Annotated in this window: 11 protein-coding genes; 5 read left to right on the forward strand and 6 right to left on the reverse strand. The window is 64.4% G+C overall.

Annotated features, from left to right (window positions below; genetic code table 11):
* Both WG907_RS00005 and WG907_RS00010 read left to right on the forward strand, forming a co-directional pair.
* On the forward strand, window positions 1-205 hold a 205-nt coding region (locus tag WG907_RS00005; RefSeq protein WP_522012755.1), incomplete at its 5' end, for a HupE/UreJ family protein.
* A gap of 142 nt (window positions 206-347) precedes the next feature.
* Window positions 348-2,357 (forward strand): TonB-dependent receptor, encoded by a 2,010-nt coding sequence (locus WG907_RS00010; protein ID WP_340230463.1) that lies wholly within the window; start codon window positions 348-350, stop codon window positions 2,355-2,357.
* 521 nt (window positions 2,358-2,878) lie between these two features.
* Here the strand turns inward: WG907_RS00010 and WG907_RS00015 are convergent.
* Window positions 2,879-4,999, reverse strand: a complete 2,121-nt coding sequence (locus WG907_RS00015) for a TonB-dependent receptor (RefSeq protein ID WP_340230464.1) — start codon at window positions 4,997-4,999, stop codon at window positions 2,879-2,881.
* Window positions 5,000-5,298: 299 nt separating this feature from the next.
* Here WG907_RS00015 and WG907_RS00020 point away from each other — a divergent pair, with 299 nt between their 5' ends.
* Window positions 5,299-5,898 carry an arsenate reductase/protein-tyrosine-phosphatase family protein gene (locus WG907_RS00020; protein WP_340230465.1) on the forward strand — a complete coding sequence of 200 codons (600 nt, stop codon included), beginning with the start codon at window positions 5,299-5,301 and terminating at the stop codon, window positions 5,896-5,898.
* On the opposite strand, the gene WG907_RS00025 is transcribed toward WG907_RS00020, so the two are convergent.
* The 5 genes from WG907_RS00025 to WG907_RS00045 all read right to left on the reverse strand — a co-directional run bounded on the left by WG907_RS00025 (window position 5,819) and on the right by WG907_RS00045 (window position 12,721).
* Window positions 5,819-7,030, reverse strand: a complete 1,212-nt coding sequence (locus WG907_RS00025) for a carboxylate--amine ligase (RefSeq protein WP_340231775.1) — start codon at window positions 7,028-7,030, stop codon at window positions 5,819-5,821. The two genes, WG907_RS00020 and WG907_RS00025, sit on opposite strands and share 80 nt — an antisense overlap.
* Window positions 7,027-8,019 (reverse strand): polysaccharide deacetylase family protein, encoded by a 993-nt coding sequence (locus WG907_RS00030; RefSeq protein ID WP_340230466.1) that lies wholly within the window; start codon window positions 8,017-8,019, stop codon window positions 7,027-7,029. Before WG907_RS00030 ends, WG907_RS00025 begins: the two co-directional genes overlap by 4 nt.
* A gap of 91 nt (window positions 8,020-8,110) precedes the next feature.
* A complete protein-coding gene (locus WG907_RS00035; protein WP_340230467.1) occupies window positions 8,111-8,614 on the reverse strand; it encodes a flavin reductase family protein in 504 nt (167 codons plus the stop codon).
* Between the two features lie 62 nt (window positions 8,615-8,676).
* Window positions 8,677-10,368 (reverse strand): acyl-CoA dehydrogenase family protein, encoded by a 1,692-nt coding sequence (locus tag WG907_RS00040; RefSeq protein WP_340230468.1) that lies wholly within the window; start codon window positions 10,366-10,368, stop codon window positions 8,677-8,679.
* A 91-nt stretch (window positions 10,369-10,459) separates the two neighbouring features.
* Window positions 10,460-12,721: an NADP-dependent malic enzyme gene (locus tag WG907_RS00045; RefSeq protein WP_340230469.1), complete on the reverse strand. Its 2,262-nt coding sequence runs from the start codon at window positions 12,719-12,721 to the stop codon at window positions 10,460-10,462.
* Between the two features lie 126 nt (window positions 12,722-12,847).
* Here WG907_RS00045 and mutS point away from each other — a divergent pair, with 126 nt between their 5' ends.
* Both mutS and WG907_RS00055 read left to right on the forward strand, forming a co-directional pair.
* Window positions 12,848-15,484 (forward strand): DNA mismatch repair protein MutS, encoded by a 2,637-nt coding sequence (mutS, locus tag WG907_RS00050; protein ID WP_340230470.1) that lies wholly within the window; start codon window positions 12,848-12,850, stop codon window positions 15,482-15,484.
* A 9-nt stretch (window positions 15,485-15,493) separates the two neighbouring features.
* Window positions 15,494-18,256 (forward strand): [protein-PII] uridylyltransferase, encoded by a 2,763-nt coding sequence (locus WG907_RS00055; RefSeq protein ID WP_340230471.1) that lies wholly within the window; start codon window positions 15,494-15,496, stop codon window positions 18,254-18,256.

Raw genomic sequence — 18,256 nt, forward strand, 5'->3', positions numbered from 1 at the left:
ACTGTTCTTCAACCTGGGCGTCGAGATCGGCCAGTTGATCTTCGTGATCGCTGCGATTGCGCTGTACCTGATCCTGCGCAAAGCCTCGGCGTATCTGCGCCTGGGCGCCGATGCACCGGTGAGGGCCCGCCATGCCAGCGCGGCGCTCGTCGGAACGCTCGCCTCCTACTGGCTGGCCGAGCGCACGGTCGCCCTGTTCGGCTGATCCCGCAGGATCGCGGAAGACTGATAAGCCGCGCGCCGACACGCGCCGCGCAGAGGAAACGAACTCCCGGAGCATGCGATCGATGAAGCCATCCCAAGGGCGCCCTATCCTGGGTCGTCATATTTCGACACTCGCCGGGATCATGATTCTGGCCGCTTCTCCCCTGGCCGCGGCACAGGATCAGGTGCGGGACGACGATCATGACATCATCGTCTACGGCCGTTCCCTTCCCCAGATCGGCTCCGCGATCTCCGGATCGCAAGGCGTCGTTGGCTATCGTGATTTCGAGGACAAGCCCTTGTCCCGCGTCGGCGAACTGGTCGAAAATGTGCCCGGTGTGATCGCCACCCAGCATAGCGGCACCGGCAAGGCGAACCAATATTTCCTGCGCGGCTTCAATCTGGATCATGGCACCGATTTCGCCGCGTTCGTGGACGGCGTACCGATCAATATGCGCAGCCACGGGCATGGGCAGGGCTATCTCGATCTCAACTTCCTGATCCCGGAACTGGTCGAACGGATCGATTATCGCAAAGGCCCCTATTTTGCCGATGTCGGCGATTTTTCGGCGGCCGGCACGGTGATGTTCAAGACGATGGACAGGCTTCAAAGACCGATCGTCGAGGCGACCACGGGCAGCTATGGCTATTATCGCGCGCTCGCCGCGGGGAGCGCCGCCGTGGGAAAAGGGGACCTGCTCGTCGCGTTGGATGGCACGCTGTCCAACGGACCCTGGACGCTCGACGAGGATCTGCAGAAGATCAATGCGCTGGTCAAATATTCTCAAGGCACGCCCGATCATGGCTGGAATCTCGGCTTTACAGGCTATCGTGCACGCTGGAACGCGACCGATCAGGTGCCCGAACGTGCCATCGCCAGTGGTCTCATCAGCCGCTGGGGGAATATCGACCCGACGCTGGGCGGCGAAACCACCCGGCTGGGATTGAATGCCGGCGCCACGCTGGGGGATATGCAGGTCAGTCTGTACGGACTCTATTATCGCTTCGCGCTGACGTCCAACTTCACCTTCTTCCTCAACGATCCCGTCAATGGCGACCAGTTTCGCCAACGCGACCAGCGCGGCGTTTTCGGCGGATCGGTGCGGCGCAACTGGGCCGCGCGCATCGCCGGATTGCCGGTCGACCTGACCGTGGGCGGGGACGTGCGCTGGGATCATATCGGGAAAATCGGCCTGTATAGCTCGGTCGGCGGCGTGGCCAGCGGGACGATCCGTCAGGACAAGGTCGATGAATATAGCGGTGCCCTGTTCGTCGAGGGCACCGCATCGCTGACCGATCGGCTACGCCTCACCCTTGGCCTGCGTGGCGATCTCTATGGCTATGACGTGGCCGCACAGACTTTCGCCGCCAATAGCGGCAAGGGTTCGGACTTCATGCCCAGCCCCAAGGTGGCGCTGGCATGGCGCGCGCTGGACCGGCTTGAACTTTATGCCAATTATGGCGAGAGCTTCCATTCCAACGACGTGCGCGGGGCGACGATCAGCATCGATCCGGTAACCGGCGATCCGGTCGACCGGGTGCAGGCGCTGGTCAAGGCCCGTGGCGCCGAAATCGGCGGGCGCGTCGAAACGCCGCGTTTGACCCTGTCGCTGGTCGGCTTCTATCTCGATCTGGCGTCCGAACTGGTGTTCGTGGGTGATGGCGGCGGCACCGAACCCAATGACGCGACCCGCCGCCAAGGCGCGGAAGCGAGCCTGTTCTGGCGTCCGACCGACTGGCTCACGATCGATGCCGCCGCCGCCGTCACCCATGCCCGTTTTCATCACGTTCCATCCGGCGAGGACCGCATTCCCAATTCGGTGAGCGAGGTGATCTCGGCGGGCGCGGCCATCGAACTGGGCCATGGCCTCAGCGGCTCGCTACGCCTCCGCCATTTCGGCGCATCTCCGCTCATCGAAGACGGCAGCGTCCGGTCCTATCCGACGACGCTCGTCAACCTGGGTGCCTATTACCGCGTCGGGCGCGTAAAACTGGGTTTGGATGTGCTAAACCTGTTCGATGCCAGCGACGCCGACATCAGCTATTTCTATGCCTCCCGCCTTCGCGGCGAACCCGCAGAAGGCGTGGAGGACCGGCACATCCACCCCGTCGAACCACGGCAGGTGCGCGTGTCGCTGAGAATAGCTTGGTAGTGACCGCTTTAACTTGATGACGAAGAATGGCTCAACGATGTTAGCGGCATTCAAACCCACGAATGGCGGACTCCGGCGGAAGCCGACGCTTTACGGTCCACTCATGGCGTCGGCTTTGTCCCAAAGGCGGCCGGTAGGATATCTTTTGAACACAGCGTGCCGGCGACCGTCGGCCTTGATCATGCAATGTGAATTCGATAGAGGTTTACGCTGTCGAATGCTGGCAACAAACACCGGTTTTCACGAGAAATTGTCGATGTGGCTAATTTCGTGGCGTGCAAAGAAGGGTTACAACTCCTCGCGACGATAAATCAATAGTTTGGAGGAACAGTTCGAATCCCTCCGTCTCCGCCACATTCTTCCAGTCTTTACAGCGCTGTCGCAGTCCTCGGTGAGCGAAGATGTGGGCTCGGGCGGGCGCACGCCACGTTACGTCCGCTCGCGATATTCGTGCAGGATCGGGCTCCTGGGTCACGCCCGTGCTGTTTGTGAAGCCGCGCTCTCCAGGTTTTTGTACCGGACTAAAAACTCGCCCGGGCGGTCACGCGTACGTCACGGCCCGGGAGCGGTGCGAAATCCTTGAGGAAAGACGCGTGGCGGCGTGCGTCGACGTCGAAGATATTATTGGCCGACAAGGCAAAGCTGAGGGGCCTTTCCATACCCCATGGCCGAACATTGACCTGGGCGTTGACGATAGTGAAGCCGCCCGTCGCCGTTTCGAAGGCAGCGACCCGCCGTTGCGCATCTGTCCACTCGACCTCGCCACGCACGTCTACCCTGGGGCTGTTGACACCCAGGCCACCCAGCAGGCGGAGCGGTGGGATGCGCGGTGCGGGGCCTTCGCCGGAAATATCCGCATGGACATAGTCGCCGAGCGCATCCGTCACGATCTGGACGTCACCGATGCGCGCGAGCGTCAGCGACCCCTGCGCTTCGAACCCGTAATAGCGCGCCTTCGCTTGTCCGAACCGATAGACCGGAAGCCCGTCTTCTTGCCCGCCGGTCGGTCCTTCATAGATGAAGTTCGAAAACCAGTTGTGATAGGCTGACGCTTCAAAGCTGTAGCTATCGCCCTTGCCCCGGACGACCGCTTCAAGCCCGTAGGCGCGTTCCGCCTTGAAATCGGGATTGCCGACTTCGAATGCCTGAGTGCCGCCATGCGGCCCGTTGGCGAACAATTCTTCGGCGGACGGCGCACGCACCGTATGCGACAGATTGACGCCGACCCGCCACGCCGGGGTCACGCTGTAGGACGCCCCGCCAGAGAGGGAAACAGTGTCGAAAAGACGCTTGCCCGAGAAGAATTGCGGCTGAGCAGCCTGTGGACTCGCCTGGAGTTCGCTATGTTCGTAACGCCCGCCTGCCTCCAGTTTGAAGGCCCCATAATCGAACGTCTGGAGGGTGAAGAGGCCGAATTGCTGCGTGCTGTTTTTGGGCAGCGAAGCCTCATCTCCCACGACGTCGAAATCTCGCGAGAAATATTGGATGCCGGTCGCACCCTTCCACGCGCCATGATCGGCCTGCACCAACTCCAGACGGGCTTCGATACCCTTATTATAAAAGGCGGTGCCGACGGCTCCGTCCTCCTCCAGTTCGAAGTGGCGATAGCTGGCATAGCCCGCGCGCACCCTGATGGCTTTGAGGATCGAGCCGCCGGTGGTCACTTCGGCGCGCAGATCGAGCCGGTCCTGCGCGAGATCGAGGCGGGGTGCTTCCTGGGTCTGGCCCGGTAAGGTGGCGAACCGCACCGGGACGCCATAGAGGCTGTCATAATGGCTGTAGGACACGTCCAGATTGCCGGTCTCGGTAATAAGCGCCGCCCCAATGCCCGCCGTCCATGTCTTGCCCGCGCTGTTGGGCAGCCGCCCCTTTATGCCGGCGGCGGTGACAAAGTCGGCCGCGTCGGCCTCTCCCGTAAGCCCGCTGGAAGCCAGCGCCTGCTCCCGCGAGCCGGGGGCGAGGGCATAACCGCCGATGCGCAGGTCATCGGTCTTCTGATAGCTGCCATCGGCGTGGATGACGAATCTGTCGCCGATCGGCACATCGACCGCGCCAGCGCCCGAACGTTCATTGGCGGCGCTGCCGTAAGTGCCGGTCATGTCGACGTGAACAGGCTCGTCGGGCACCGAGCGCGGAATGCGTTTGTCGATGACGTTGACGACGCCGCCGATCGCCGAAGATCCGAACAGGAGCGAGGCGGGACCACGCAGCACCTCGATCCGTTCGGCCAACAGCGGATTGACGACCACGGCATGATCGACGCTGGTGTTGGACACGTCGATCGAACCAATGCCGTCGGTCAGCATGCGCACCCGTTCGCCCTGAAGCCCGCGCAGCACCGGCCGCGAGGCGTTGGGGCCAAAGGACGTGGCCGAAACGCCGGGAAGATGCTGGAGCGTTTCGCCGATCGAAGGGCGCAATTGCTGGGTCAAGGCGGCGCCCTGGACGACGGACACACTCGACAGCACATCAGTGCGCGCCCGCTGGAACGGTGCGGTCACGATAATCTCAGACGAAGGCGGTGCATGATATGGCCCGTCGGCGGTATCCGGCGCGCCATCCGCGCCCATGGCGACGAGCGGAGCCGCTAAGCCCACGGCAGCAAACAACGAACAGCTTGAGAGGAAAATCCAACGACGCATAGACAGACCCTTTGCAACCCTGGAGCGGCTTGCAATCCGATTACATCGGATCCCCGCTCCAGATTTTTGTTTTTACCTGGGTCCTCTCCCATGACGCCTTTGGGCGCTTTATCCCCGTGGGGCGTGCTTAGCCGGACCGAATAAAAGAGACAAGATATCATATCTTATTTCGCTGTCGTTTCGTCGTGGAAATATTTTCCCGCTGGCTGGGGACGGTCAGGGATAGGTTTCGTCAAGAACTCTGTGCGACAAAGACAGGCCATGTCCCGCCGCCCCTTTCTTTTTCCGCGATTCCGCCCATGATCCGCGCTCGCTTCGGCACCATCCGTGGGCTCGTCCGGCTCGGCCTGTCCTATCCCCAACTGGCGTTGGGCCTCTCGGCGTCGCGCAGGCCGGATGCCGGCGCCGTACGGCGGCTGGTCTTCGTGTGTCAGGGCAATATCTGCCGCAGCCCCTTTGCCGATTTCGTCGCGCGCAAGGCGGGGCTGCGCACCGCGTCGTTCGGCCTGTCCACCACGACCGGGTGTCCCGCGCATGATCCGGCGATCGTCGCGGCGCGTGCGATGGGTCATGACTTGTCCGCGCATCGGGCGGTCGATATGGCCAACTACACGCCGGAACAGGGGGACCTGCTGCTCGCCATGGAGGTGCGCCAGTTGCACCGCCTCGCCGCCGACCCTCGGCTCGCCCATCTGCCGCGGATGCTGCTCGGACGCTTCGCGCGGCCGATGCTGCCCCATCTGCACGATCCCTATGGGCTGGACGGTCGCTACATGGCGCGGTGCCTCGCCCGCATCGACGGGGCCATCCCGGGGCTTTTCAGCGCTTTCCCAGCCGCACGGCTTTCCGCGCCATCTGGATCAGATCCCGCGCCCAGGGACGCGGGTCCGAAAGCATGAACACATAATAGCGCATGCGCGGGTCGAAACAGCCAAGAATATAGCTCACAAGGTCCCTTAACGGACGGGCCCGGAAAAAGGGATCGCGAATCCGGCCGCGCGCAAGCCACAGCCGGACGAGCCGCTTGGTTTCCGGCACCATATAACGGGCGCGCAGATCATGCCGGGGACGAGGCGCAGGCGCATTGTGGCCCAGAACAGTACGCCGGTAATTTTCCCATGCGAAATGCGCGCCACAGTGCAGGGCTAACGGCAAGCTGCCCCAGAAGCGGCCATTGACCTCCATCAACCAATAATGGCCGGTGCCCGGCTCATGCCGATATTCCACCATCGCCGGCCCTTCCCAGTCGAGCGCTCGCAGCAGTGTTTCGGAAAGTAGCATCTGCACCTGATGGCGATCGGGCGGTTCGGCCTGGCAAAGGGTGGACACCCCGCCTTCGGGCGGCCATTCGTGCAGCCGCCGGTGCTGAAAGTGCAGCGTAGCGCGCCCCGATTCCATATGCAGCATCTGACCGATGCCGACACCGCGGCAATATTGCTGAATGAGCGGCCAGCGCCCGATCGGACGATAGCGCTCGATCAGCGCCAGTAGTTCCTGAGGCGAGCGGACATATTCGGCTTTGATCCACTCCAGCCCGGCGCGTTCGAGCAGCGGAATGACGTCTGGCGGGTTGGACCATTTGGCGACGAGCGGATAATCCTCGACCGCCGCGCGCGCGGAGAAATCATCGCCGGCGCGCGGTTGCCAGCTTCGCGGCACGCGCAGGCCGGCATCGGCGGCGATGGCCAGCGTGCGGCTTTTGTCGAGCGTTCGCCCGAGCGGCTCGGCGCGCGGCGTCAATATGTGGCAATCGCCGATCCTCGCCGGCAACTTCGCCAGTTCGACGAGGTCGGTTTCCGATATGGCGAACACCGCGCGGGCACCAGTGAGAGCGATCATGCCGGGCAGCCAGAGCGAAAGCGGGCCATCCGGCCGTCGCTGCGCCGTAGTGCAAAAGCGTGAAGCTCCCGCAATGCCACCTTCGCGCATGACGGCATGCACCGGCACGCCATGCTGTCCAAGCTCGCGGACGAGGGTAAGGCCGATCGCGCTGTCGGCGCCGAGAATCAGCGCGCCGGGCAAGGCCGTCATGCAGGGGCGGCCCTGCGCTCGTAGCGCCATGTGGCCCATGCCTGTTCCACCATGCGCTGGACAGTCCTCAGCCGATCGGGCGCTACCCGAGTCAATTCGCGCGCCGCGCCCCGCTCCGGCAGGTCGGGCGGCAGGTCGGCGAACCCGGATGAACGAACCTCGGGCAATCGTTGCGCAAGACGGCACAGTTGTTCGAACCGGCGCATGACGGTGCGGTTGGGCCGCTTCCGGTCGCGCGACAGCATTTCGAAACTGTGCGTCACGACGACGAAGCTATCGTGGCCGTGGCGGGCGGCGTGGCGCAGGCCCGCCGCCATCTCGCGCGCGGACATGGCGCACACTTGCGCGGGCCGGAAGCCGCCCGGCCGATCGGCAATGCCCGAGATCGGCAGTTCGGCTGCGCCAAGCCTGCGCGTGGGTCCGATCAGGTCGGACGGCAGGCCGATATCGCACCCGGAACCCAGATAAGCCGGATTGACGCTGCTGTCCCATGACAGGCCGATCGCGGCGAGTGCGCGCAGCGTATCGTCATTCGCGCCATAATTGCCGGCGCGAAACGCGGTGATCGAGGCTGCGCCCGCCTGCTCCAGCATCGTTCGGCCCAGATCGAGCAGCACAATTTGGTGGTCCAGCGAAAAATCGCCGATATTCCGCCCCTGGCGTCCTTTCACGGGGGACTTGTCTGCCCAGGCAAGCCATTCGGTATGGGCGTGAAGCTGGACCTCATGCCCGCGCCCCAAGATCGCGCTAACGATCGGGCGCAGGAAGTCGGGGCCATGAACCAGCGCCGGTAATGGATCGAGAAAGAATACGCCCTTGAGACCGTGGCGGTCGAGCATGTCCATCTGCCACCCGATGCCGACATCCTGACCGGATGCCTGTCCATGCCTCCCCCAGATGGAGCTGGCCACATTGGCGTCAAGCGCCACGCCGCGCTGATGCAGCAAGGCGGACAATTCCGTATCGACGGTGATGAGCAACGCAGTCATGGGCGATCCGGTGGCAGGGACGGCGCAGTTTTATGGCTCAGGCGTTAAGAAACATTGCTGTCCCATTCTCAAGCCGCTTCGCTTTCTGCCGTCAAAGCGGATCAAACGCTGCAAACTGGCCGTAAGTGCCCTGGAAAAACAGCAGCGGGCGGCCGGGCGCTTCCACGCCCAGCGCGAGCACGCGGCCAACCACTATATAATGATCGCCGGCATCATGCACGGCATCGAGCGAGCAGTCGATCCACGCCAGACCGCCATCCAATATAGGCGACCCATTGGCCGAAGCGCGGTGCGAAACCCCGGCGAATTTGTCCCCGCCGCGCGTGGCGAACTGGCTGCAAAGCGCCTGCTGCTCATTGGTAAGGACGTTCACACAAAATTTGCCCACCGCCGCGATCGGGGGCCAGCTGGACGAGCTTTTCGCCGGGAAGAAGGCGACGAGCGGCGGGTCGAGGGAGACCGACGTGAACGAGCCAACGACCATGCCCAGAGCCTCACCTTCAGGCGCCATGGCCGTCACGACGCAAACGCCGGTGGGATAATGGCCCAGCACATGCCGGAAGGTCGCGCTGTCGATTTGCGGTGCGATGGTCATGCACCGCTTCATTCTAGACTTGGGCGCGGGTTGCAAGTCTTCAGCGCAGGTTGCAGCATTTCTCAAGCGAAGCTTTCGGCGGGTAATAGATAGAGGCTGGCGGCTCCAGCCGACGCCGACGCTGCCAACCCCTGCGCGTGCGGCACCACCTGGTCGAGATAGAAGCTTACCGTCGCCCGCTTGCGCGCGGCGAAATCATCCATTGTCCCGGAAGGCAACGCCGCCACCTCGCGTTCGAGCAGCCAGCCGCACACCGCGGTCGAGACCATGGTGAGGAACGCCGCGCTCCCTGCCAGCCGGTCCGGCATATCTGCGCGAGACAGCGTTTGGCCTATGGCCCTGCACTGCGCCACAAGAGCCCGCAACGCCGGATGTCGCGCCTCTGCATCGATCGCCGCGATCAGGCTGGCGAAGACTTCGCCACCCCCAAGATCGAGCTTGCGGCCGACCAGATCCGCGGCCTGGATGCCGTTCGTTCCCTCATAAATGGGGAACACCCGCGCATCGCGATAGAATTGCGCGACGCCCGTGTCTTCGATGAACCCCATGCCGCCATGAACCTGAATGCCGATCGAGGTGACTTCGCACCCGATATCGGTCGCATGGGCCTTCGCCAGCGGGGTGAGCAGCGCGACCCGGTCAGCTGCCGCCTGATCCCCGCCCAGCGCACGGTCGGTCTGGCCGGCGGTGTAATAGACCAATGCGCGGGCCGCATCCGTCAGGCCCCGCATGCGCAGCAGCATGCGGCGCACATCGGGATGTTCGATGATCGCCACCGGCGCGCGATCGGGAGACCCCGCGCGCGCCGACTGGATGCGCGTTTTGGCATAGGCAATGGCGGCCTGCGTCGCGCCTTCGGCCACATGCACGCCCTGAAGCCCGACCAACAGCCGCGCATTGTTCATCATCGTGAACATGGCGCGCATCCCGCCATGCAGCGGGCCGATCATCTCACCGATACAGTCGTCCGCCTCGCCGAAGCTCATGACGCAGGTGGGCGAGCCATGAAGGCCCAGCTTATGTTCGATCGAGACCGCACGGACATCGTTGAACACGCCGGGCGCGCCGTCGTCGTCCAGGCGATATTTGGGGACGAGGAACAGCGATATGCCGCGTGTTCCCTCGGGCGCGTCCGGCGTGCGGGCCAGTACGAGGTGGATGATATTATCGGCCATGTCATGATCGCCGAACGAGATGAAAATCTTCGTTCCCTTGATCGACCAGCCGCCATCGGGTCGCGGCGTGGCCCGCGTCCGTAATGCGCCAACGTCCGATCCCGCCTGCGGTTCGGTCAGGTTCATCGTCGCGGTCCACGCGCCGGTCACGAGCTTTGGCAGATACCGTGCCTGCTGGTCCGCGCTGCCATGACGCGACAGCGCCTCGACCGCTCCACTGCTGAGGATAGGGCATAGCATCAGCGCCGTATTGGCGCTGCCCAGCATGTCGTAGACAGCGATCTGCAAGGCGAAGGGCAGCCCCTGCCCGCCCAGCGCTTCCGGCACGCCGATCGTACTCCATCCTCCGGCGACGAAATCACGATAGGCCCCGGCAAAGCCGGGTGGCGTGACCACGCCATCGGGTGTCCAGCGCGCGCCCTGCACGTCGCCGACGCGGCGCAGCGGCGCCCATTGGTCCGTCGCGATCTGTCCGGCGCCTTCCAGCACCGCTTCGACCAGATCATCATCCAGCGCTTCCAGCCCAACGATATGCTTGAGCACGAAGCGCTGTTCGGCAAAGGGCGGGACAAAGGTCATCGACAGGACTCCGGCGTATTGACGTGAACGTCAACTCACCCGCGATACAGAGTCTTGTTCTATCGCGCTACGCCAATCGCCCATCCGCCCGTCAAAGGGCGATGCCTCCTGCCGCCAGCACGGCGAGCGTCAACAATTCGGACGCGTTCGAGGCCATGGTCGCGATCTGCACCGATTTTTCCATGCCGACCAGCATCGGCCCGATCAGCGAAGCGCCACCCAGTTCGCGCAGCAGCTTGGCGGAGATGTTGGCCGACTGAAGCCCCGGCATCACCAGCACATTGGCCGCGCCGGACAGCCGGCTGAACGGATAGCTTTTCATCACCGCCGGATTGAGCGCGACGTCGGCCGCCATCTCGCCCTCATATTCGAAGTCAACGCTGCGGCCGTCGAGAATGGCGACGGCCTCCCGGATATTTTCAAGAAACGCGCCGGGGGGGTTGCCGAAGCTGGAGAAAGACAGAAACGCGACTCGGGGATCATGCCCCATGCGACGGGCGACGGCAGCGGTGCCCTCGGCGATATCGGCCAGCTCGCTGGGGCTGGGCCGTTCATTGACGGTGGTGTCGGCAATGAAGACGGTCTGGCTCTTCGTGACCATGACATGGATGCCGAAGGGCGTGCGGCCCGCCGCCGGATCGATGACGCGCTTCACTTCGCGCAGCGTCTGCGCATAGGGCCGGGTCATGCCGGAAATCATCGCGTCGGCGACGCCCATCTTGACGAGCAGTGCGCCGAAGATGTTGCGATCGCGATTGACCATGCGTTCGCAGTCGCGGCGCAGATAACCGCGCCGCTGGAGACGCGCATAGAGCAGGTCGACCATCTTCTCGACCAGCGGCGAATTAACGCTGTTGTGCAGTTCGAAACTGTCGGGATCGGCGACGCCCAGCGCCTTTAGCTGGTCGCGCACACCGTCCCTACCGACCAGCACCGCCGTGCCATAGCCCAGATTCTGGAACTGGATCGCGGCGCGCAGCACCACCTCTTCCTCGCCTTCGGCAAAGACGACCCGCTTGGGATTGGCCTTCGCCGTCTCGTAGGCGGTGGTCAGAACGGTCGTCGTCGGGTTGAGCCGGGCCTTGAGCGACTGGCGATAGGCGGCCATGTCGGTGATCGGCTTTTGCGCGACGCCGCTGTCCATCGCCGCCTGCGCGACGGCGGCCGGCACGACCTCCATCAGGCGCGGGTCGAAGGGCGCGGGAATGATATATTCCGGGCCAAAGCTCTGCGACTTGCCATAGGCCTTGGCCACTTCCTCGGGCACCTGTTCGCGCGCCAGTTCGGCGATGGCGCGGGCGGCGGCGATCTTCATCGCCTCGTTGATAGTGGTTGCGCGCACATCGAGTGCGCCCCGGAAGATGAACGGGAAGCCAAGGACATTATTGACCTGATTGGGATAGTCCGAACGGCCGGTGGCGACTATCGCGTCGGGACGGACGGCCTTGGCGTCGGGCGGCGTGATCTCGGGATCGGGATTGGCCATGGCGAAGATGATCGGCTTTTCGCCCATATCCTTGACCATTTCGGGCGTGACGGCACCGGCGACGGAAAGCCCCAGGAACACGTCTGCGCCTTTCAGCGCCTCGGTCAGCGTGCGCAGGTCTGTCTTGACCGCATGCGCCGACTTCCACTGGTTCATGCCCTCGGTGCGGCCCTGATAGATCACGCCCTTGCTGTCGCACATGACGACATTATTGTGTGCGACGCCGATCGACTTGATCAGTTCGGTGCAGGCGATGGCCGATGCCCCCGCGCCGTTCACGACGACTTTTAGATCCTTCAGCTCGCGGCCGGTGAGCATCGCCGCGTTGATGACGCCTGCCGCCGCGATGATCGCCGTGCCATGCTGGTCATCGTGAAAGACCGGAATATTCATCCGTTCTTTCAGCGTCTGTTCGATGATGAAACATTCGGGCGCCTTGAAATCTTCAAGGTTGATGCCGCCGAACGTCGGCTCCATCAGCTCGATCGCGTCGATCAGCCGGTCGACATCTTCGGTATTGAGTTCGATATCGATCGAATCGACATCGGCAAAGCGCTTGAAGAGGACGGCCTTGCCTTCCATCACCGGCTTGGAGGCCAGCGCGCCGAGATTGCCGAGGCCGAGGATCGCCGTCCCGTTGGAGATGACCGCGACCAGATTGCCTTTGGCGGTATAGTCATAGGCCGTCGCCGGATCGGCGGCGATGGCGAGCACGGGCACCGCAACGCCGGGCGAATAGGCGAGGCTGAGGTCACGTTGCGTCGCCATCGGCTTGGACGCGATGATCTCGATCTTGCCCGGCCGTCCGGTCGAGTGGAAGAACAGCGCTTCGCGCTCGGAAAATTCCACATTCGACTTGTCGCTCACCGCGCATCCCCTGATCGATGGTTTGAGGCTGGCCCTAGCGGCAAGCAGGGCTTGTGGGCAAGCGCGAGAAGCCCTTTTTTCGCGCTCTTTCCTCGCGTGCCGCTTGCCGCTATCGCCACAACCATCATGCCAGCGCCGTCCGATCCCGCTTCCGCCCCGCCGACGCCCATGATGGCGCAATATCTGGGGCTGAAGGCGCAGGCCGATGGATGCCTTTTATTCTACCGCATGGGCGATTTCTTCGAGCTGTTCTTCGACGATGCGAAGGCGGCGGCGGCTACGCTGGACATAGCGCTTACCAGCCGGGGCGAACATGACGGCGCGCCGATCCCGATGTGCGGCGTGCCGGTCCATAGCGCCGAAGCCTATCTGGCACGGCTCATCAAGGCGGGGCACCGCGTCGCTATCGCCGAACAGGTCGAAACGCCCGCCGAGGCCAAGGCCCGTGGCGGCAAGACCCTGGTGGCGCGCGCGATCAAGCGCTACGTCACCGCCGGCACGCTGACCGAAGATACGCTGCTCGACGCGCGCAGCGACAATATGCTGGTCGCGCTCGCGCGCGTCGGCGCTGACCTAGACGAGATCGGTATAGCCGCCGCCGATATCTCCACGGGTAAGTTCGAGACGGTGACCGTGGCCCTTGCAGACCTGCCCGCCGAGCTGGCGCGGCTGCGCCCGAGCGAGATCATCGTTGCGCAGGGCGCGGACTTTGCGTTGGACGAAGCCTATCCCTTCGATCGCGCGGCCTTTTCCAGCGGCGGAGGCGAAACGGCGCTCAAGCGCCTGTTCGGTGTCGCGACGCTTGAAGGCTTCGGCCAGTTCGCCCGCGCGGAACTGGCCGCGATGGGTGGCCTGATCGGCTATCTCGATCATGCCGGAAAGGGCACGCTGCCGTTCCTGGCCCCGCCCGTCCGCAAGAGCCGGGGCGGCCATGTCGCGATCGACGCGGCGACGCGCGAGAGTCTGGAAATCACCGCCACCATGAGCGGCGCGCGAGCAGGCAGTCTGTTGTTCGCCATAGACCGCACGGTGACGGGAGCGGGCGCGCGTCTGCTGGCGCAGGACCTGTCGGCACCACTGATGGACGAGGCGCAGATCGAAGAGCGGCTGGACCTGCTCCAGCTGTTCCACGACGATGGCGGACTGCGCGATCAGTTGCGCGGCGCGTTGCGCGCGCTGCCCGATATCGGCCGCGCGCTGGGGCGGATCGCCGTCGACCGGGGTAGCCCGCGCGATTTGGGCGCGTTGCGCGACGGCCTGGGCGAAGCGCGGCTGCTGCGTGAGCGACTGGGTCGGATGGCGGCGCAGCCACCGCTGCTGCGCGCGCTGCTGCCGGCGCTCGACGGCCATGGTGCGCTGGTCGACTCACTTTCGCGCGCGCTGGTGCCGACGCCGCCGACGGAAACCGCGAGCGGCGGCTACATCGCCGATGGCTATGATGCCGCGCTCGACGAATTGCGCCGGCTTGGCGGCGACGGCCGCCGCGCGATAGCCACGCTGGAAGCCCGCTATCGCGAGCAGACCGGCATCGCCGCACTGAAGATTCGCCACAATGGCGTGCTCGGCTATCATGTCGAAGTGCCCGCGCGCGCGGCGGATGCCTTGATGGGGCCCGACAGCGGCTTCACCCATCGTCAGACGCTGGCGGGCGTCGTCCGATTCAACTCGATCGACCTGCACGAACAGGCCAGCAGAGTGGCGCAGGCGGGGGCGCATGCCCTGGTGGCGGAAGCCGCGCATCTGGAGGAACTGATCGGCGACGTTCTGACGCGCAAAGCCGAGATCGCACAGGCCGCCGCCGCGCTCGCCCGGCTGGATGTCGCGACGGCGCTGGCCGAGCGGGCGGCGGAGGGCGGCTGGGCGCGGCCCCGCTTCGTGCCGGGCCGCTGCCTCGACATCATCGGCGGTCGCCATCCGGTGGTCGAGGATGCCTTGCGCAAACAAGGCCAGCCCTTCGTCGCCAATGACTGCCGGCTGGGCGAGGATGATCGGCTGTGGCTCGTCACAGGCCCCAATATGGGCGGCAAGTCGACGTTCCTGCGACAGAATGCGCTGATCGTCGTGCTGGCGCAGGCGGGCAGCTTCGTGCCGGCACAGGAAGCGACGTTGGGATTGGTCGACCGGCTGTTCAGCCGGGTCGGTGCATCCGACAATCTGGCACGCGGGCGATCGACCTTCATGGTCGAGATGGTGGAGACCGCCGCGATCCTCGCGCAGGCGACGGACCGCAGCTTCGTCATTCTGGACGAGGTCGGGCGCGGCACGTCGACCTATGACGGGCTGGCGCTCGCCTGGGCGGTGGTGGAGGCGGTGCATGAGGTGAACCAGTGCCGATGCCTGTTCGCGACCCATTATCACGAGCTGACCCGGCTCGCCGAAACGCTCGACGCCCTGTCATTGCATCATGTGCGTGCGCGCGAATGGAAGGGTGATCTCGTGCTGCTCCATGAGCTCGCGCAGGGACCGGCCGACCGCAGTTACGGCCTTGCCGTCGCGCGGCTCGCGGGCGTGCCGCCCGCCGTGCTCACGCGCGCGAAGGACGTGCTGGCGCGGCTGGAGGCCGGCAAGGCCAAGACCGGGGGTATCGCCGCGGGCCTCGACGATCTGCCGCTGTTCGCCGCCGCCATGGCCCAGACCGAAAAGCCGGTCGATCCGCTGCGCACGGCGTTGGACCTGATCGACGCCGATACGCTGTCGCCGCGCGAGGCGCTCGATCATCTCTATCGGCTGAAACAACTGGCCGCAGCGGCACGCGACGACTAGATAAGCCCGATGGTCATGCAATTCCCCGCTCTGGGGTCGCGCCGCGCGATCATCGATCGCCGCGCGATATCCGACAGTATCAACGCCCTTGCCCAGACGCACAGGGGCGATCCGATGCTGTTGCGCGGGCTGATCGTCAAGGAGTTGAAGGCGGCGCTCGACGAGGGACGGGTGGAGGTCGCGCGACGGCTGGACGCCAAGCCGACGCGCGGGCGCGAGGCTGTGACAGCCTTCGCCTTCCTGATCGACCAGATATTGCGCCTGCTCTATGACGCTACGACCCATCATCTCTACCCTGCCGGCAACCGCAGCACGGGCGAGCGGATCGCGCTGATCGCGGTCGGCGGCTATGGCCGTGGCGAAATGGCGCCGCACAGCGACGTGGACATCGGGTTCATCACCCCCTGGAAGCCCACCGGCTGGACCGAACAGATCATCGAATCGATGCTCTATTCGCTGTGGGACCTCGGCCTCAAGGTCGGGCATTCGAGCCGGTCGATCGACGAGACGATGCGGATGGCGAAGGCCGACCTGACGGTGCGCACCGCGCTGCTGGAGGCGCGCTATGTCTGGGGCGACCGCGCACTGTACGAGGATGTCGCGACCCGGTTCGACGCGGAGATCATGCAGGGCACCGCCCGGGCCTTCGTGACCGAAAAGCTCGCCGAGCGCGAAGCACGGCACAAGCGCATGGGCGACAGCCGCTATGTCGTCGAGCCCAATGTCAAGGAAGGCAAGGGCGGGCTGCGCGATCTGCACACGCTGTTCTGGATCGGCAAATATGTGAATCGCGTCCGCTCCGTTGCGGATCTGGTCGATGTCGGCCTGCTGACCACCAGCGAACTGCGCCAGTTTCAAAGGGCCGAGGATTTTCTCTGGGCGGTGCGGTGCCATCTGCACATGATCACCGGGCGAGCGGAAGATCGGCTGACCTTCGATCTGCAACTCGAAACCGCGACCCGGATGCACTTCATCGGTCGCCATGGGCGGTCGGGGGTGGAGCGCTTCATGCGCTATTATTTCCTCAACGCGAAGATCGTGGGCGATTTGACGGCGGTGTTCCTTGCACATCTGGACGATCAGATGGCGGCGCGCGGGCGGCGGTATATTCCCGAATTTCTGCGCCGGCCCAAGAAGCTCGATGGCTTCACGCTCGACCGTGGCCGCCTGTCCCTGCCGAGCGACGATTTCTTCCGGGCCGATCCGGTGCGGCTGATCGAAATTTTCGCGCTGGCCGACAAGCATGGCCTGTCGATCCATCCCAGTGCGATGCGCGCCGCCAGCCGCGACGCCGGGCTGATCACCGCGAAAGTCCGCAAGGATGCGCGCGCGAACGCCGCTTTCATGGAGGTACTGACATCGCCGCGCGACCCGGAAACGGTCTTGCGCTGGATGAACGAATCCTCGGTCTTCGGCCGCTTCGTGCCAGATTTCCGCCGCGTCGTCGCACAGATGCAGTTCGACATGTATCATCACTATACGGTGGACGAACATACGATCCGCGCGGTCGGCCTGCTCGCGCGGATCGAGAAGGGCGATCTTCGCGAGGATCATCCGATGGCGACCGAACTGATGGGCAAGTTGCTGTCGCGCCGGGTACTCTATGTCGCGGTCCTGCTGCACGACATCGCCAAGGGGCGGGGCGGCGATCACAGTCTGCTGGGTGAGGAGGTCGCGCTGCACCTGTGCCCGCGCTTCGGCCTGACGCCTGCTGAGACCGAGACAGTGGGCTGGCTGGTGCGTTATCATCTGCTGATGTCGGCCACGGCGTTCAAACGTGACCTTTCCGACTATAAGACGATCCTGGATTTCGTCGAAGTGGTGCAGAGCCCGGAGCGACTGCGCCTGCTGCTGTGCCTGACCGTGGTCGATATCCGCGCGGTAGGGCCGGGCGTATGGAACAGCTGGAAACGGCAATTGCTGAGCGATCTGTATGAGGCGGCCGAGGAATTGCTTCGCCTTGGCCACAAGCAGCGGGGCCGCAGCGACAGGGTTGCCGCCAAGCAGCAGGCATTGCGCGATGCGATCGGCCTGGCAGACGCGGATTTCGAGACGCTGCGGCGGCGATTGCCCGAATCCTACTGGATCGCGGAGCCCGAAGATATTCTCATCCACAATGCCCAGCATATATTGGCGTCCGGCGACTCCCCGCTGGCGATCGCCGCGCAATATTATCCGCAGCGCGGCGCGACTTTGGTCACAGTCTATGCCGCCGACCATCCGGGGCTGTTCTACCGGATCGCGGGCGCCATCCATCTTGCCGGCGGCAATATCATCGACGCGCGCATTCATACGACGCGCGACGGCGTGGCGATCGACAATTTCCTGGTGCAGGACCCGCTGGGCGGCGCCTTTCACAGCCCCGATCAGCTGGCGCGGATCAAGACCGGCATCGCGGATTCGCTTGCCAACCGGCATCGGATGATAACAAGGCTGGAAGCGCGCCCCCTGCCCCGCACCCGCGCCGAAGCCTTCCACATCGTTCCCAATGTGCTGATCGACAACAAGGCGTCGAACCGCTTCACCGTGCTGGAAATCAATGCGCGGGACCGCCCTGCCCTGCTTTTCAGCCTCGCCAATGCGCTGTTCCAGTCCAAGGTCACGGTGCACAGCGCGCATGTCGCCACCTATGGCGAGCGCGCGGTCGACACCTTCTACGTCACCGATCTGCTGGGCGGAAAGATCGAGAGCAAGGCGCGGCTCCATACGCTGGAGCGGCGGATGCTGGAGGCGGCGGGTGGCGAGGTCAGCGAATCGCTCGAACGCGCCTGA

The sequence above is a fragment of the Sphingobium fluminis genome (assembly GCF_037723805.1).
Taxonomy (GTDB): Bacteria; Pseudomonadota; Alphaproteobacteria; order Sphingomonadales; family Sphingomonadaceae; genus Sphingobium.